Origin of the sequence: Magnetospirillum sulfuroxidans (assembly GCF_018224925.1) — a bacterium.
GTDB classification, from domain to species: Bacteria; Pseudomonadota; Alphaproteobacteria; order Rhodospirillales; family Magnetospirillaceae; genus Magnetospirillum; species Magnetospirillum sulfuroxidans.
This window is the reverse complement of sequence record NZ_JAGTUF010000004.1, coordinates 158,165-175,116: the sequence shown is the minus strand read 5'-3', so window position 1 is coordinate 175,116 and position 16,952 is coordinate 158,165. Positions and strand designations below refer to the sequence as shown.

The following is a 16,952-nucleotide window of genomic DNA, read 5'->3' as shown; positions in this document are numbered from 1 at the left end:
ATTAAGGACCGCTCCATGCAAAAGAAGCTGCGGATCACCGTCGAGGGAAAAGTCTATGACGTGCTGGTCGAGGAATTGACCGAGAACGGTTATGCCGCCCCGACCTATCCCTCGATCGCCGGAACCGGCGTGCCGTCGTTGGTCGCCGCGTCGCCCATGGCGGCGCCGCCGCCAGTGGCCGCGGCCGCTCCTGCGGTGGCCGGTGCCGGCGACGAGATCAGCCCCTTGGCCGGAATGGTCGAGTCCATTTTGGTCAGCGTCGGTCAGACGGTGGCCGATGGCGACAAGATCGCGGTGATCGAAGCGATGAAGATGAAGACTCCGGTTCATGCCCATCGCGGCGGCACGGTGACCGCCATCGCGGTGACTCCCGGCCAGGCCGTGGATGCCGGGCATGTGCTGCTGAGCATTGGTTAAGGGCGGAGAGCCACGATGGAACGCCTGAACCCTCTGGACCTGTTTCAAGGCATCGCCACCCTGGCGGCGGCGGAGCCAAGCGTCCTGATCATGCGTCTGGTGCTGATCGCCCTGGGTGTGGTGCTGATCTATCTGGGCAAAAAGGGGGTTCTGGAAGCGTTGCTGATGATCCCCATGGGCTTGGGGATGGCGACCATCAACGCCGCCGTTCTGTTCGTCCCCGAAGGCGGCTGGTTGCGGGCCGGCCCCAACCAGATTTTCGTCGATGCCTTGGCCGGAGCCAATGATGCGGCGCAGGCGACGGCGCTGATGAATATTTTGCAAATCAACTGGCTGCAACCGATCTATACCTTCACCTTCAGTAACGGCTTGATCGCCTGCATCGTCTTTTTGGGCATCGGCATTTTGCTGGATGTCGGTTATGTGATGGCGCGGCCGTTTCAAAGCATGATCTTGGCCCTGTTCGGCGAATTGGGCACCATCGTCATTTATCCCATCGCCATCGCCATGGGCCTGACGCCGGGGCAGGCGGCCTCTGTCGCCATTATCGGCGGCGCCGATGGGCCGATGGTGCTGTTTACCTCGTTGTCCCTGGCGCGCGAATTATTCGTGCCGATCACCGTGGTCGCCTATCTCTATCTGGGCCTGACCTATGGCGGCTATCCCTATCTGATCCGATTGTTGATCCCCAAGCGCTTGCGCGCCCTGCCCATGCCGGTGGAAAAGCCGCGCCGGCCGATCACCTCGGGCCAGAAGATCGCGTTCTCCGTGACCTTGTGCATCTTGCTGTCGCTGCTGTTCCCGGTGGCGTCGCCGCTGATCATGTGCCTGTTCCTTGGCGTCATCATCCGCGAAAGCAATTTGGTGCCCTATATCGACCTGCTGGGCGGGGTGTTTCTGTATGGCGGGACCTTCTTCCTGGGGCTGCTGTTGGGCGTGCTGTGCGAAGCGCGGCTGATCCTTGACCCGCAAGTGCTGATCCTGCTGGTGCTGGGGGTGCTGGCGTTGCTGATTTCCGGCATCGGCGGCATCATCGGCGGCTATGTGCTGTATTTTGCCTCGGGCAAGAAGTTCAACCCGGTGATCGGCATCGCCGCCGTGTCGTGCATTCCCACCACCGCCAAGGTGGCGCAAAAGGAAGTGTCGAAAGCCGGCCGCGACGTCATCGTCATGCCGCACGCGCTCGGCGCCAGCATCTCTGGGGTCATCACCACCGCCATCCTGGCCGCCATCTACGTCACCGTGATTCAGACGGTTTACCCGCTATAGCGGCCAGGGGCTTTTTTCGCGAACGAAGGTGGCGAAGTCATCGGGGGGCAGGGCTTTGGCGAAGTAAAAGCCCTGGGCTTCGTCGACGCCGTGGGTTTTCAGGAAGTCCAATTGCTCGATGGTTTCCACCCCTTCCACGTTGACGCGGGTGCCGAGCGAATGGCCCAAGGTGACGATGGCGTTGACCACGGCGGCGTTGTCGGGATGCAGGCCGATATCGACAACAAAGGAACGGTCGATCTTCAGCTTGTCCACCGGGAAGCGCTTGAGATAATTCAGCGATGAATAACCGGTGCCGAAATCATCAATAGAGATCAGCACCCCCATATCGCGCAATTGCCGCAAGACATCCACCGTCGCCTCGACGTTCTGCATGGCGATGCCTTCGGTGATTTCCAATTGCAGCAGATCGGGCGGAAAGCCGGTCTGATCCAAAATGTCGGCGACCATGGCCAGAAGCGCGGTGTGGTTCCTGAATTGCACCGGCGACAGGTTGACGGCGATTTTCAGGGGCGGCAACCCGGCCCGCGCCCAATCGCGGCCTTGCAGGCACGAGCGATGCAGGATCCAGCGGCCCAACGGTATGATCAAATCAGTCCGTTCGGCGATGGGGATGAATTCCACCGGACTGATCCACCCGCGCGTCGGGTGCTTCCAGCGGATCAGCGCCTCGCAGCCGACCACTTCGCCGGTAGTCATCTCGATCAACGGTTGATAATGCATTTCCAGCTGATCGGTGCCCAGGGCGACGCGCAAATCGTGTTCCACCACTTTGCGCGCCTGGATCTCGGCATCCATCTCGGTGACGTAGAAATGGTAATTGTTGCGTCCTTCGGCCTTGGAACGGAACATGGCCAGATCGGCGTTTTTCAGTAATTGCTCGGAATCGGGGGCGTCGTCGGGGAAGACGGTGATGCCGATGGAGGTCGAGGTGTTGACCTCGTGCTCTTCCAGGCCAAAGGGTTCGTTGATCGAGGCGATGATGGCTTCCGCCACATTGCTGGCGCCTTCGGGATCTTCCAAATTGGTCAGAATCACGGCGAATTCGTCGCCCCCCAGCCGGGCGACGGTGTCGGTTTCGCGCACGCACCGCAACAGCCGTTTGGCCACCGCTTTCAACAACAGATCGCCCAGATGATGGCCCAGGGTGTCGTTGATGTCCTTGAACTTGTCCAGGTCCAAGAACATCAGCGCCACCGCGTGGCCGAGGCGCTTGGCTTGGGCCAGGGCCGTGCGCAGACGCTCTTGGAACAGCATCCGGTTGGGCAGGCCGGTAAGGGAATCGTGATGGGCCAGATGGTGGATACGGGCCGCCGCCAGCTTGCGTTCGGTGACATCGCGCCCGACCATGACCAGACCGCGACGGCTGCCGTCATCTTCGTAAAGCGGGATCTTGATGACGTCGAACACCTTGGTGCCGCCATCGGGGGTGGGCAGTTCCTTTTCGTAGGCGACAGGCTTTTTTTCCTGCCAAGCCCGCTCGTCCGACAGCGATCCGGTCAGCATGAACTCGCCGAAGCTGTGCGACATATGGGCCAGATCGGCGGAAGACCGGCCGTGGTAATCGATGCGGTCCAGACCCGCGATATCGAGGTAGAATTTATTGGCGACCAGCCATTTGCCCCGGCCATCCTTGAAACAGACCAGATCGGGCATGGCGTTGATCAGAGTGGACAGCCATTCCTTTTGCTTGCGCAGCTCGGCTTCCGCCGCCTTGCGTTCGGTGATGTCGTGGGCGATGGCGACGAACAGGCGCTGGCCGCCCAATTCCATGGCGTTAAGCGACAATTCCAGCGGAAAGGTGGCGCCGATCTTGCGCTGGCCCGTCACTTCGGCCCGGATATCGAGAAAGCGGCCGGCTTCCACCGCGCCATCGGCGTTCAACAATTCGGGAATCAGCACGCCGACCGACTTGCCGACGATTTCATAAGGGTCATAGGCGAAAATACGGATGGCCGCCGGGTTGTAGGTGCCGATGGCGCCATCCTCGCCAAAGGTGACGATGGCATCGGCGGTATTGTCGACGATGGCGCGATTGTGCAGTTCGGAGAGGCGGTAATTTTCCGCCAAGGCCTGCATGGTGCGGGCCTGCTGGCGCAGCAGCGCCTCGCGGTGGCTCATGGTGGTGACGTCGAACACCTGGACCAGGCAGTCGCGCTCGCCCTTGGCCGCCGCCACCGGCTTGACGGCGACGATCTGCTGCATGGGTTCGACCTTGCCGGGGGCACGGCCTTCGTGACGCAGGGGAAACAGGCGTTTGTTGATCGACGATGATAAAATGGCCGACAGACCGCCGTTCAGCGCCTCGTCCACGGCGGCGATAACCCGCGCTCCCGCCAATTGCGGGAATAGTTCATGGAGCCGGGTGCCCAGAGCCGCCTCGGCGGCGATACCCGAGGCCTTGGCCATCCAGGCATTCCACAGCACGACCTTGCCGTCCTGGCCAATCAACACGATGCCGATTTCGCCGGCATCGGTGATTGTCCGCAATATGTGATCGGGAGCTATTCCTGGCATGCGATGATCTTACTCTCCGAGCTGAGCCAGGACATAGGCATGGACGGCATCGACAAAGTGGTGGGCCGAGGTGATGTCCATGACAAAAGCCAGATAACCGTGAACATCCTTGGTTTTCACGGCGAAATCCACATGCAGGAACATGACCATTTCCGAAACATCGTGGGGGCGGCGCTCGCCATTGTCGAGAATACGGCCGCCACGCCCCCGAATATAGCTGGGCAACGAGCTTTCCACCCCCATGCCCAACTGATTGGCCAAAGAGCCCAGGCAAGCGTTGAGAATGATGTTGCCCACTTCCATCAACGCTTCTTGTTCCAGTTCGGTCAACTGGTCCACCGGCAGGTCATCGCCCAACATCTGCCGCACCAGATGCAAGCTGCGGCGTTCGGGGAAAATCAGCAAGATATCGCCGTTGAAGCGGCCCTGGAAGGATTGCCGCACCGCCACCGATTCGCCGCCGCCGGTTTCTTCGTCCAGCCGCGCCGCCGCCTGATCCGGGGTGAGGAAATGGACCAGCGGCACCGACAGGCGAACCTCGTCCTCGACCAATTGCGACAGGGCCGAAGCGGCTTGGCCAATGGCGATGTTGATGATTTCGGTGACCGCGTCGCGCTGAACGTCGTTAAGAAAGTCGGTCATGCTTCATCCACGCTCAGAAACGCCATCAACACATCGCCCCGCACCGGCTTGGACATGAAACCGACACCCATTTCCTCGGCCTGATCGCGCACCGGGTCTTGGATGTTGGCGGTCAGCATGGTCACCTGCGCCTGGGGATAAACCGATTTCAGTCGTCGTGTCGCCTCGATGCCGCCCATGCCGGGCATGTTGACATCCATGATGACGAAGTCGGGCAAGACGCGGGCGTAAACTTCCAAGGCTTCCTCGCCGGTCGCGGCTTCGACCACGACCCAACCCGGCCGATCGGTTTCGATCATCCGGCGCGTCATCATGCGTGCGACCCGGCTGTCGTCAACCAGAAGAACTGTTTTCTTGACCACCACCGCCCGCTCCTTGCGTCACAAATATATCCCCAGGAAATCTATGCTTGACGCATGGCCTTGCCGCAAGCCTAAAGTCCGATGCCGTAAATTCCTGGGAAGGTTAATCATGCTGAGCCATCACGCAGGTCTGGTCTATGTCATGGTGTTGGTGTCAGCCGCCGACGGCAACATGACCGACGCAGAATTGAAGACGATCGGCGAAATTGTCGAATTCCTCCCCGTTTTCAGCGATTATGACCCGTCACTGATCTTGAAGACAACCGCAGCTTGCGCCGAATTGCTGGATTCCGATGACGGCATGAATCAGGCGTTGGAATTCATTAAGGCCTCGGTACCGTTGTCCTTGCGTGAAACCGCCTATGCCCTGGCCTGCGACGTTGCCGCTTCGGATGGCGAAGGGCACGCGGAAACCCGTCGGTTGATGGAGATGCTTCGCCACTGGCTCGAGATTGATCGGCTTATCGCCGCCGCCATCGAACGCGGCGCCATCGCCCGCTTTGTCCGTCCACTGGCTTAACCCGATGTGCGGGCTTGCAAAAGCCGGCGACAAAAGCTAGTTTCCCTCGCCTTGTGAAGCACAAGGCCGTGCCGACGTAGCTCAGCTGGTAGAGCAGGGCTTTCGTAAAGCCAAGGTCGGGGGTTCGAGTCCCTCCGTCGGCACCATTTAAAAACAATGATATCAGCCAATTAGGCCCCCCCCCCAGGGCACTCCGGAGCACTGGGGAGATTGGCATTGTGGCCTTCGCGAATGCCAAGAAAATGCCAAAGCACCCAAGCCACGATACGGACGGGGCCGTGTCATCGGGCGTCTACGCACGCCCCGTTTTCACGCCTTCACACCCCTCGCTCACAGGAAGCGAGCTGGAAGCCCCCTTTTTACCATGCTATGACCGAGCTCCCCCAAGCGCCGGGTTGCACCAGGGAGACCAGGCGAACCACCATCAAGCGCATGGGATTCAGAATGTCCGCATTGCACGACTTCCTCGTCCCGGAGCCTTCATGTCCCAAGATACCGCCTCGCGTCTGACCGATCTGGAAATCCGTTTGGCCCACCACGAGCAGACGATGGAAGAGATGTCCGAGGTCATGGCGTGGCAGCAAGACGAAATCACCCGCCTGCAATTGGTGGTGCGGCGTCTGGTCGATCGGCTGCAAAGCGCCGAATCGGCGGGCGAACGCTCGCCCCAGGACGACCGACCGCCGCCGCATTATTGAGTGAGGTTTAGCGTCGGCCGAACAATTCGGCGGCACGATAGGCCAGGCCGCTGGCGACCGAGACGAATTCGCCGCCGGCACTGACCCGATCGGCGCCGAAACGGCGGTCGAAGATGGCGCGCACCACCGGCACCAGGGACGATCCGCCGGTCATGAACACCCGATCCACTTGGGAAGCCGTCGTCCCGGTGCTTTCCAGCAGGCTGTCGACGCAGGCTTCGATCTGTTCGCGTTCCGGGGCGATCCAGCTTTCGAATTCGGCGCGGGTGATGCGGCGTTCCACCCGCACCGGGGCGTGATCGAAGACAAAGGTGGTTTCCTCGTGCTGCGACAGCGCCACTTTGGCTTGCTCGACGGCGCGATACAGGTGATAGCCCAAATTGTATTCGATCAGGGTCAGCAAATCCTCGATGCGCTCGGGGTGGCTGGCGTGGCGCTGGATATCGCGCAGCATGCGCAAAGTCGAACCGGTGCCGAGAAAGCCGATATGATGCCAGCGCGAGAATTTGCCGTAGATCCAGTCGGGAACCGGCAGATCCTTGCGGTTGCTGTGATAGGTGGTGTTCTTGCCGAAGAATTCGGCGATGCCGCGCTCGACGATGCGGCGATCAAAGGTGTCGCCGGCGATGCCGATGCCGTTGGTGCCGATGATGGCATCCTTGGGATTGGCCATGCCGGCCCGGCTTGGCCCCAGCCGCACCAGGCAGAAATCGCTGGTGCCGCCGCCGAAATCGGCGACCAGCACGGTTTCGTCGCGATCAAGGGTGCGTTCGTAATAATAAGCGGCGGCGATGGGCTCGAATTCAAAGGCGATTTCGGCGATGCCGGCTTGGGCAAAAGCCTCGGACAGCCGTTTTAGCGCGTATTCATCGCTATCCTTGCCGTCTTCGGCGACAAAGCGCACCGGGCGGCCGGCGACCACTTGGGTCACGGGGGCGCTGCCGTCGGCTTCGGCGCCGCGGCGCAAGCGTTCGACGACGATGGCGATCAGCCGTTCCAGGGTGTAGGGGCGGTTGAAGATGGTGGCGCTGGTGAACAGTTGGCTGGTCAGATGGCTTTTGAACGATTGCAGCAGACGGCATTCGTCGCCGCTGTTGAGATAGGCGGCGATGCCCTCTTGTCCGACCAGCGGCAGCGGCAAGCCGTCGGCGTTGCGATGGGCGCGGTCGAAGGCGACCATGGAGCGCAAGGTGTCCGAGTGGGCACGTTCCGACAATCCGGCATTGTCATGGCTGACAATACGGGCCACCCCCTTGGAATCGACCATTCCGACGGCACTGTTGGAGGTGCCGAAATCCATGCCTACGAACATCTACCGGCCTTTCTGCCCCGCCGCGGCTGGCGCGGCCGGCGTTGAGGGGGGCGACTTGTGGCCGCCCCCGAAATATGGACCGGTGTAGGTACTCGGGTTGGTGCTGGGGCGCAATAGCTTATGTTCAGCCCTTGGAATTACGGATGGCGGCGATGTTTCCGGCGTAATCCTTGGTCTTGAACACCGCCGAGCCGGCGACCAGGCAGGTGGCGCCGGCGGCGACGACCTTGCCGGCATTATCGGCGGTGACGCCGCCATCGACCTGAATGTCGATGGGGCGATCGCCGATCATCCGCTTGATCCTGGCGATCTTGTCCAACTGGCTGGTGATGAAGCTTTGACCGCCGAAACCGGGATTGACGCTCATCACCAGCACCATGTCGATGGTGTCGATGACGTATTCGATCACGCTTTCCGGCGTATGCGGGTTCAATGACACCCCGGCCTTCTTGCCCAGGGCGCGGATGGCCTGGACCGAGCGATGCAGGTGCTTGTCGGCCTCGGCATGGACGGTGATGATGTCGGCGCCGGCCTTGGCGTAATCTTCCAGATAGGGCTGCGCCGGATCAATCATCAGATGGACGTCGAAGACTTTCTTGGTCCATGGGCGGATGGCCTTGATCACCGGCGGGCCGAAGGTCAGGTTGGGAACGAAATGGCCGTCCATGACGTCGATGTGAATCCAGTCGCAGCCGGCTTCGTCGATGGCTTTGACCTCGGCGCCCAATTGGGCGAAATCGGCGGACAGGATAGATGGGGCGATCAGCACGGACATGGTTTCCTCCCTGTGGACGGAATCAGGGCCGGGAATGGTGGTTCCCGGCCCTGATTTTCTTAGTTGATCTTGGGGTCCAGATCGCCCGAGGCATAGCGCGTGGCCATGTCTTCCAGCGAAACCGGCTTGATCTTGGACGCGTTGCCGGCGGTGCCGAAGGCTTCGTAGCGCGCCTTGCAGATGCCCTTCATACCGGCCATGGCCGGCTTGAGGTAATCGCGCGGATCGAATTTCTTCGGATTCTCCGCCATGTACTTGCGGATCGAGCCGGTTGCCGACATGCGCAGATCGGTATCGATATTGACCTTGCGCACGCCGTGCTTGATGCCTTCGACGATTTCTTCCACCGGCACGCCATAGGTCTCGCCCAGATCACCGCCGAATTCGTTGATGATCTTCAGCCAGTCCTGGGGCACCGAGCTGGAACCGTGCATGACCAGATGGGTGTTGGGAATGCGGGCGTGGATTTCCTTGATCCGCGAAATCGCCAGCACGTCACCGGTCGGCGGCCGGGTGAACTTATAGGCGCCGTGGCTGGTGCCGATGGCGATGGCCAGGGCGTCGACCTTGGTCAATTTGACGAATTCGGCGGCTTCGTTGGGGTCGGTCAGCAGCTTGGAATGATCCAGCTTGCCTTCGGCGCCGATGCCGTCTTCCTCGCCGGCCATGCCGGTTTCCAGGGAACCCAGGCAGCCCAGCTCGCCCTCGACCGAGACGCCGCAAGCATGGGCGAGGTCGACCACCTTCTTGGTGACGGCGACGTTGTAATCCCAATCGGACGGGGTCTTGCCGTCTTCGAGCAACGAACCGTCCATCATCACCGACGAGAACGCCGATTGGATGGCGCGGATGTTCACCGCCGGGCTGGTGCCGTGATCTTGGTGCATGCACACCGGGATATGCGGATAGGCTTCGGCGGCGGCCAGGATCAGGTGACGCAGGAAAGGCTCGCCGGCATATTTGCGGGCGCCGGCCGAGGCTTGCAGGATGACCGGGCTGTCGGTTTCGGCAGCGGCCTCCATGATGGCCTTGACCTGCTCCATGTTGTTGACGTTGAACGCCGGGACGCCATAGCCGAACTCGGCGGCGTGGTCGAGCAGTTGGCGCATGGAAACGAGAGGCATTTCTTATTCTCCCTTATGAATTCTTTTACAGACGGGCCAGGGCCGCGTCCGCCACCGCATCCGCGGTAATGCCGAAATGAGCGTACAGCTTGTCGGCCGGGGCGGAAGCGCCGAAACCGGTCATGCCGATGACCGCGCCATCCAGGCCGACATAGCGTTCCCAGCCAAAGGTGCTGAGCGCCTCGACGGCGACTCGCACGCATCCTTCACCCAGGACCTCGGCACGATACTCCTTTGACTGCTGGTCGAACAGCTCCCAGCACGGCATGGAGACGACGGCGGCGGCCACCCCCTTGGCGGCCAGCAGCTTCTGGGCTTCCAAGGCCATGGACACTTCCGAACCGGTGGCCAGCAACGTCACCTGACGCTTGCCGTCTGCCTCGGACAGCACATAGGCGCCCTTGGCGGTCAGGTTGTCGGCATTGTGGGTGGTGCGCAAGGTCGGCAGGTTCTGGCGCGACAGGGCGAAGCAGCTGGGGCCTTTGTGGTTCAACAGCGCCACTTCATAGGCTTCCATGGTTTCCACCGCGTCGGCCGGGCGGAACACCAAGGTGTTGGGGGTGGCGCGCAGGGCGGCGATGGTTTCGATCGGCTGATGGGTGGGGCCGTCCTCGCCCAGGCCGATGGAATCATGGGTCAGCACGTACAGAACCCGCTGTTCCATCAGCGCCGACATGCGCAGCGCCGGCCACAGGTAATTGGCGAAAATCAGGAAGGTGCCGCCATAGGGGATGAAACCGCCATGCAGCGCCAGACCGTTCATCACCGCCGCCATGCCGTGTTCGCGGATGCCGTAATGGATATAGCGGCCGGCGAAGGCGCCGGCGGCGATGGACGGGGCGCAGGCCTTGGTGTTGGTCAGGTTGGAATGGGTCAAATCGGCCGAGCCGCCGATCATTTCCGGGATGGCGGCGGTAAGGACTTCGAGGGCGTCCTGGCTGGCCTTGCGGGTGGCCACCTTCGGCTGTTCGGCGGAAATCTTGGCCTTGAAGGCCTGGACGGCGGCCTGCCAGCCATCGGGCAGACGGCCTTCCTGGGTGCGGTTGAATGCGGCTTTGGCGGCGGGGGCAAGCGCATCGACGCGGGCTTGCCAGTCAGCGCGTTCGTCGGTGGCGCGGGTTCCGGCGACGCGCCAGGCATTGAGCACATGCTCGGGGATGACGAAAGGCTCGTACGGCCAGTTGGCGGCGTCGCGGGCGGCCTTGATCTCGTCGGCGCCCAAGGGGGCGCCATGGACCTTTTCGCTGCCGCACTTGTTGGGGGCGCCCTTGCCGATGACGGTGCGGCAGGCGATCAGGGTCGGCTTGTCAGCGTTGCGCGCCGCCGCGATGGCGGCGGCGATCTGTTCGGGGTCGTGGCCGTCGATCTTGGCGGTGGCCCAGCCGGCGGCGGCGAAGCGGGCGCATTGATCGTCCGAGGTGGAAAGCGCGGTGTCGCCGTCAATGCAGATGTGGTTGTCGTCCCACAGCACGATCATTTTGTTCAGCTTCAGGTGGCCGGCCAGGGTGATGGCTTCCTGGCTGATGCCTTCCATCAGACAGCCGTCGCCGGCAACCACATAGGTATAGTGATTGCTGATGCCGGCGCCGTAACGGGCGGCCTGCATGGCCTCGGCCAAGGCGAAGCCGACGGCGTTGGTGATGCCCTGGCCCAGCGGGCCGGTGGTGGTGTCGGCGTTGGAGACGTGACCGAATTCCGGGTGTCCGGCGGTGCGATAGCCCAACTGGCGGAAATTCTTGATCTGCTCGATGTCCAGATCGTCGTAGCCGGTCAGATAACCGAGCGCGTACAGCAGCATCGAGCCATGGCCGGCGGAAAGGACAAAGCGGTCGCGATCGGCCCATTTGGGCGATTTGGCGTCGAATTTCAGGAAACGGGTGAACAAGATTGTGGCCACGTCGGCCATCCCCATGGGCATGCCGGGATGACCGGACTTGGCCTTTTCGATGGCATCCATGGACAAAAAGCGGATGGCCGAGGCCATCTCGGCATGGGTGGCGGTGCTGGGCGCGGCTGCGGTCATCGTCTCGTCCTTGTGCGGGTTAGCGGGTGCCCTGGTCGCGGAACGCCGCCAAGGCGGCTTTGACCAGATGATAGGTGATGAGCAATTGTGACAAAGCCAAGGGATGGCTGATCGAAGCCTTGCCTTGGATATCGGTGAAGCGGCCCAGGGGGGCGCGCAAATGGCTGGCTTCGGGGATCAGACTCCACAAAAGATCCTCGACCGCCTTGGCCCGGCGGCCATCGATGCGGCCGGATATGTCCAAAACATCCACCGGCTTGCCGTCGCTGTCGCGGGCCAAGGCCAGGTGAAAGCCGTTTTTGCCGCCGGCATCAAGCACGGGACCCAAATCCGGATGGGGCAGGGTCGGGCGCAGCAGATGCCGGACGTTGAGGCCGGCGCCGGCTTCATCGGGGTGTTCGGCGGCGGGGGCGAAGCGGACGACGATGTCGGCGAAGGTGCGTTGCGGCTGGATATGGGCGATGGAATCGGCCTCGCGCCGGTCCAGCGACTGACGCACCAGATCGGCGGTATAACCGCGTTCGGCGCAATCGCGGGCCAGTTTCCAACGGGTGCGCAAATCCTCGTCCGGTTCGACGAAGACTTTGACGTCGAAGCAATCCCGCAGGCCACGGGTGTGATAGGCCAACAAACCCTCGACTATGACGAAGGGCTTGGGCTCCAGGCGCTCGGGCGCGGCCAAGACGCCGTGGACATGGTCATAGACCGGCTTGAGGATCGGCTGGCCTTGGCGCAGCAGACACAAATGCTGTTCTAAAATGTCGATATGGTTGCCATCCGGGTCCAGGGCGGTGACACCGATGCGGCGACGTTCGGCCCGACAATAGCGGTGGTAATCGTCGGCTTGCAGCATGGCGACGCGGTCATGGCCCAAAATGGCGGCGATGCCGCCCGATAACGTGCTTTTGCCCGCGGCGGAATCGCCGACCACGCCAAGAATGATGGGGGCGGCATCGGCGGCGATGGGGGGCATGGGGGGTCCCTTCACGCTGCCAGCCGGTGCCACGAGGCCAGCATCTGGCGGTCGCCGGCGCCGCCGCCGACCAGCAAGCTGTGCGTGCGCTCGCTGTTGCCCGAGCGTTCGACCCCGTCCAGCAACAGCCCCGAGGTGATGCCGGTGGCGCAAAATGCCACGCAATCGCTGCGGACCAGCTCGGCCAAGTCCCGCCAGCTTGTGGTGTCAAGCCCGGCCTCGGCCACGGCGCGGCGTTCGGTGGCCAGTTGCGGGTCCAGCCGGGCCAGGAAGGTTGCGCCCATGACCTTGGCGGCGCAGGCGGCGAGCAGGCCTTCCAGGCAGCCGCCGGTCCCCATCAGGGCGTCGATATTCGAATCGGGCATGGCCGCCAGAACAGCACCGGCGACATCGCCGGCCGGATACAAGGCGACACGGGCGCCTTGGCTTTGGATGCGTTCGACCAAGGGCCGATGCCGGGGCTTTTCCAGCACATAGATGGTCAGGTCGGAAACATCCTTGCCCAGGCAGCGGGCCAAGGCGGCCAATTTGTCGGCCACCGGGGCCATGGGGTCGATACAGGCGGCGGCCTGGGGCGGGGCGACCAGCTTTTCCATGTAAAAGGCCGGGCCGGGATCGAACAGCGATCCGGTTGGGGCCAAAGCCAGGCAGGACATGGCATTGGTCATGCCCTTGGTCAGGAAGCCGGCGCCTTCGGCCGGGTCCATCAACAGATCCCAGCGCGGCAGCCGGGTGGGGTCGCCCAGGCGTCGTTCCGGTTCTCCGGCGATGATGCGGGCGTCGATGGCTTGGGCGGACAGCTCGGCTTGCATGGCGGCCAGGGCGGCGGCGGCGCCTTGGCTTTTATCGGCTTGGCCGAGCAGGGCGAATGCCGCGCGCGCAGCCGATTCGGTCGCCTTGCGCAGTTCATAGGCGCAAAGCGACTGGCCGTGGCGGACGTCGCGCAATTCGGTCATGACCCCAACTCCCTCCCACGAAGATGATCTTTTTTTCTTATCCTGGCGGCTTGCGGCGACAGAAGGAACACCCGCGGGGATAAGGCACAAATCTCTTGTGGAGGGGCGGAACCCTGCCCGAGAGGGCAGGGAGAGTCAATCTTGCGCTACAAGGAAAATGAACAGGGTGGTTATTTCCCACCCGGAAGCATGCGGGAGAGCACGTCATCCTTGAGCAGGAAGTGGTGACGCAACGCCGCCAGCGCGTGACCGGCGACCAGCACGGCCAAGATCCAGGCAAAGGCGCTATGGATTCCCTCGAAGGCATCATGCAGGACTTCGGATTTCTCCATCAGGGCCGGCAGGACCTGAAGGCCGAACACCGACAGCGGCCGGCCGCCGGTTTCCACAAGCAAGATCCCGGCCAGGGGCAAGCCAACCATCAGGGCGTAGAGGCCGATATGGGCGGCGCCGGCGGCCAGACGCTCCAGGCCGACCATGGCGGCGGGCAATTCCGGCGTCGGTCGGGCCAGCCGCCAGCCCAGACGAGCGAAGGTCAGAACCAAGATGATGGTGCCCATGCTGATGTGCAGACCGAACATCTGGCTGCGGAAATCGCCCTTGGGTAAATCTTCCAGCACCAGACCCAGGCTCCACAGGCCGATGATCATCAGGGCCATCAACCAATGCAAGGCCATGGCGACGGCATCGTAGCGGGCGGCGGAATTCATCGTGTTCTCCGGTCAGGAAAAGAAGAGGCGGGCATTGTTGCCCGCCTCGCCTGAACGCAGCCTGAACGATGATGCGAGGGGTCAGCGTCCCTCGCGGCCCTTCAGGTAAAAGGCCACCGCCTGGGCGCGATTGCCGACGCCCAGCTTGTCGTACAGATTTTTCAGGTGGAACTTCACCGTGTTGAGCGAGATATCCAGCTGGGTGGCCATCTGTTGATTGGTCAGGCCGCTGGCGAGGGCGGCCAGCAATTCCCGCTCGCGCGGGGTGAGGCCGGCCAGCGGGTCCGAAGCCAGCGACGAGACGTCGATGAACGGAAACACCATGCGGCCGGCGGCCACCGCTAGAATGGTGTCGAGCAATTGTTCCGGTGTTTCCCGCTTCGAGCAAAAGCCGGCGGCGCCCAGCGTCATCGCCTGTCGTGGGACATCGGGGTTGGGGCTGCCGGTATAGACGATCAGGCGCGGCGTGTCGGGACGATTGCGCAAAGCCTGAAGCACGGCGCGGCCATCCATATACGGCATTTCCCAACCGATGATGCCGACGTCAAAGGGAATTCGCTCGATCGCTTCCATGAAGCGTTCGCCATCATCGGTGACCGCCGCCAGGCAAAAGCGTTCGTCGCCGGCGAAAATCTTCACCAAAGAGCTTTGCAGCAACGGGTTCTTTTCGGCGATGACGATGTCGATCGGTCGGCTTTGCTGGGCGGCCATATCACTATTCCTTGCCCGGCTCGACCCCAATGGCCACGGCGGGATAAAGGGCATTATAAGCACGCCGGCCGGGGATGCAAGGGAAAGAGTAGGTTTTGCCCTACCCGTGTTTTGGTGCAATTCTTAATCCCACCCGAAAGGGGCGGTTGTGCGCCGCACCTATACGTGCGAGGGGGTGGTCAGCAGGGCGGCCAGTTGATCGGCGGGGACCGGCGGGGCCAGCACATAGCCTTGGATTTCATCGCAGCCGAGTTGGCGCAGCACCACGACTTGATCCGTGGTTTCCACCCCTTCGGCGATGATGCGCCGGCCCAGGGCGTGGCCCATGGAAATGATGGCGCGGGTGATTTCCAGGCAACTGGCATCGGTGGCGATATCGGCGATGAACGCGCGGTCGATCTTGATCGAATCGATGGGAAAGCGGCGGATGACCGACAGCGACGAGGTGCCGGTGCCGAAATCGTCCATGGCCAGACCGATCCCCATATCGGCTAATTCGCGCAAAATGGCCACGGCGCTATCACTGTCGCGGCTGACCATGCCTTCGGTGATTTCGAATTCCAGGGCCGAGGCCGGGACGTCGGTGCGTTCCAGCGCCCTCTTGACCAGGGTGACGAACCCCGCCGCCCGCAATTGCCGCACCGACAGGTTGATGGCGATGCGTGGCGCCGTTTTACCGTGGTCGAGCCAGTCGCGATATTGCCGGCAGGCGGCGTCGATGGCCCATTCGCCAACACGCCCCATCAGCCCGGATTCTTCCATCACGGGAATGAACTTGGCCGGTGACACTTGGCCCAATGCGGCGGCATTCCAGCGCAACAGGGCCTCGACCCCGGTATAGGCGCCGGTTTTCAGGTCCAGTTTGGGCTGGAAGGCCAAGGTCATCTCGCCCCGTTCCAGCGCCTGGCTGAGGCCGGTCTTGATGGCAAGGCGTTCTTCCACCGCCGCATTCATATCCGTGGTGAAAAACTGGAAATTGGCCTTGCCGTGTTCCTTGGCCCGATACATGGCGGCGTCGGCGTTTTTCAGCATGGACAGGGCATCGGCGGCGTCGTCGGGAAAGACGGTGATGCCGATGGAGCCCGAGACAAAAGCTTCGCGCCCGGCCAGATCGAACGGCTTTTTCAAGGTGTCGAGAATGCGGCCGGCAACGGCGGGGGCATTTTGATAGGTGCCCAGATTGGGCATGAGCACGGTGAATTCGTCCCCACCCAACCGCGCCACCGTGTCGCCAGAGCGGATACAGGCGGCCAGCCGACGGCCGGTTTCCTGCAACAGCAGGTCGCCCATGTCGTGGCCCAGGGTGTCGTTGACCAGTTTGAAGCCGTCAAGGTCGATGAACATAAGTCCAACCATCTGGCCGTTGCGTTCGGCCTGATGCACGGCTTGATTCAGCCGGTCCATGAAGAGGGTGCGGTTGGGCAGGCCGGTGAGCGAATCGAAGCTGGCCTGACGGCTGAGGTCGCGGGCGCGTTCTTCCAAGCGGGTGACGGCGCGGACCAGGGTGTCCCAGGCGGGCATGCGTCCCGTCAGATCGCGCAACACCACCCCGTAAACATTGTCGCCAAAGCAACGCGACAGCACCAAGGCGGCCATGGTGCCGCCATCGGGACGGGCCAGGATCATGGGGAGGCCCTTGGGGTCGTCGGCGAGGGCGCCGAGACCGTCATCGAGGTGGCGGCGATGATCGGGATGCAGCAAGTGGCGAAAAGAGGTGCCGATCAGCTTTTGGCGACTGCCGCCCAATTGGCTGGCGCCCGATTCGTTGATCCAGACGATGGTGTCGCCGTCGCATAGGCACAAGACGTCATCGACCAGATCCAATAATTGGATCGGTGACAATGAAGCCGAAGCCGGAAGGGAAGGGGACATAACCATCGGGACCAAAGATGTGACACTGAGTCAACAATCTTAGTCCAAAGGGTCAGGTCGTAAAAGCGTCT

Annotated in this window: 16 protein-coding genes and 1 tRNA gene; 5 read left to right on the top strand and 12 right to left on the bottom strand. The window is 62.3% G+C overall.

Features of this window, described 5'->3' with window-relative positions; genetic code table 11:
- Positions 1 to 15: 15 nt before the first annotated feature.
- Both KEC16_RS06920 and KEC16_RS06915 read left to right on the top strand, forming a co-directional pair.
- Positions 16 to 417, top strand: a complete 402-nt coding sequence (locus KEC16_RS06920) for a biotin/lipoyl-containing protein (RefSeq protein ID WP_211547193.1) — start codon at positions 16 to 18, stop codon at positions 415 to 417.
- Positions 418 to 432: 15 nt separating this feature from the next.
- Complete coding sequence (locus KEC16_RS06915; protein ID WP_211547191.1) at positions 433 to 1,686, top strand: sodium ion-translocating decarboxylase subunit beta; 1,254 nt, start codon at positions 433 to 435, stop codon at positions 1,684 to 1,686.
- Here KEC16_RS06915 and KEC16_RS06910 read toward each other — a convergent pair.
- Genes KEC16_RS06910 through KEC16_RS06900 form a run of 3 tightly spaced genes read right to left on the bottom strand, consistent with a single transcriptional unit; the run spans position 1,681 to position 5,207 of the window.
- Positions 1,681 to 4,203 carry a sensor domain-containing protein gene (locus tag KEC16_RS06910; protein WP_211547189.1) on the bottom strand — a complete coding sequence of 841 codons (2,523 nt, stop codon included), beginning with the start codon at positions 4,201 to 4,203 and terminating at the stop codon, positions 1,681 to 1,683. The two genes, KEC16_RS06915 and KEC16_RS06910, sit on opposite strands and share 6 nt — an antisense overlap.
- A gap of 9 nt (positions 4,204 to 4,212) precedes the next feature.
- Positions 4,213 to 4,845 (bottom strand): chemotaxis protein CheX, encoded by a 633-nt coding sequence (locus tag KEC16_RS06905; RefSeq protein ID WP_211547187.1) that lies wholly within the window; start codon positions 4,843 to 4,845, stop codon positions 4,213 to 4,215.
- Complete coding sequence (locus KEC16_RS06900; RefSeq protein ID WP_211547185.1) at positions 4,842 to 5,207, bottom strand: response regulator transcription factor; 366 nt, start codon at positions 5,205 to 5,207, stop codon at positions 4,842 to 4,844. Before KEC16_RS06900 ends, KEC16_RS06905 begins: the two co-directional genes overlap by 4 nt.
- A 109-nt stretch (positions 5,208 to 5,316) precedes the next feature.
- Between KEC16_RS06900 and KEC16_RS06895 the strand changes: the two genes are divergently transcribed.
- From KEC16_RS06895 to KEC16_RS06885, 3 genes are all read left to right on the top strand, one after another.
- The gene (locus KEC16_RS06895; RefSeq protein ID WP_211547183.1) at positions 5,317 to 5,727 is read left to right on the top strand and encodes a tellurite resistance TerB family protein; all 411 of its coding nucleotides are present in this window, start codon (positions 5,317 to 5,319) and stop codon (positions 5,725 to 5,727) included.
- Between the two features lie 70 nt (positions 5,728 to 5,797).
- A tRNA-Thr gene (locus KEC16_RS06890) sits at positions 5,798 to 5,873 on the top strand.
- A gap of 336 nt (positions 5,874 to 6,209) precedes the next feature.
- Positions 6,210 to 6,425 carry a SlyX family protein gene (locus KEC16_RS06885; protein ID WP_211547181.1) on the top strand — a complete coding sequence of 72 codons (216 nt, stop codon included), beginning with the start codon at positions 6,210 to 6,212 and terminating at the stop codon, positions 6,423 to 6,425.
- 7 nt (positions 6,426 to 6,432) lie between these two features.
- Here KEC16_RS06885 and KEC16_RS06880 read toward each other — a convergent pair whose 3' ends face one another.
- The 9 genes from KEC16_RS06880 to KEC16_RS06840 all read right to left on the bottom strand — a co-directional run bounded on the left by KEC16_RS06880 (position 6,433) and on the right by KEC16_RS06840 (position 16,881).
- Positions 6,433 to 7,737 (bottom strand): Hsp70 family protein, encoded by a 1,305-nt coding sequence (locus tag KEC16_RS06880; RefSeq protein WP_211547179.1) that lies wholly within the window; start codon positions 7,735 to 7,737, stop codon positions 6,433 to 6,435.
- Between the two features lie 124 nt (positions 7,738 to 7,861).
- Positions 7,862 to 8,512, bottom strand: coding sequence for a ribulose-phosphate 3-epimerase (gene rpe, locus KEC16_RS06875; RefSeq protein ID WP_211547177.1), 651 nt, complete (start codon positions 8,510 to 8,512; stop codon positions 7,862 to 7,864).
- 59 nt (positions 8,513 to 8,571) lie between these two features.
- Complete coding sequence (gene fba, locus KEC16_RS06870; RefSeq protein WP_211547175.1) at positions 8,572 to 9,636, bottom strand: class II fructose-bisphosphate aldolase; 1,065 nt, start codon at positions 9,634 to 9,636, stop codon at positions 8,572 to 8,574.
- 25 nt (positions 9,637 to 9,661) lie between these two features.
- Entirely contained in the window at positions 9,662 to 11,659 is a 1,998-nt protein-coding gene (gene tkt / locus KEC16_RS06865) for a transketolase (RefSeq protein WP_211547173.1), read from the bottom strand.
- 19 nt (positions 11,660 to 11,678) lie between these two features.
- Positions 11,679 to 12,632: a phosphoribulokinase gene (locus tag KEC16_RS06860; RefSeq protein WP_211547171.1), complete on the bottom strand. Its 954-nt coding sequence runs from the start codon at positions 12,630 to 12,632 to the stop codon at positions 11,679 to 11,681.
- A gap of 11 nt (positions 12,633 to 12,643) precedes the next feature.
- Positions 12,644 to 13,588 (bottom strand): fructose-bisphosphatase class II, encoded by a 945-nt coding sequence (locus KEC16_RS06855; RefSeq protein WP_211547169.1) that lies wholly within the window; start codon positions 13,586 to 13,588, stop codon positions 12,644 to 12,646.
- A gap of 170 nt (positions 13,589 to 13,758) precedes the next feature.
- Positions 13,759 to 14,298 (bottom strand): cytochrome b, encoded by a 540-nt coding sequence (locus KEC16_RS06850; protein WP_211547167.1) that lies wholly within the window; start codon positions 14,296 to 14,298, stop codon positions 13,759 to 13,761.
- Positions 14,299 to 14,379: 81 nt separating this feature from the next.
- Positions 14,380 to 15,009: a LuxR C-terminal-related transcriptional regulator gene (locus tag KEC16_RS06845; RefSeq protein ID WP_211547165.1), complete on the bottom strand. Its 630-nt coding sequence runs from the start codon at positions 15,007 to 15,009 to the stop codon at positions 14,380 to 14,382.
- Between the two features lie 159 nt (positions 15,010 to 15,168).
- Positions 15,169 to 16,881: a putative bifunctional diguanylate cyclase/phosphodiesterase gene (locus KEC16_RS06840; protein ID WP_211547163.1), complete on the bottom strand. Its 1,713-nt coding sequence runs from the start codon at positions 16,879 to 16,881 to the stop codon at positions 15,169 to 15,171.
- Positions 16,882 to 16,952 lie beyond the last annotated feature (71 nt).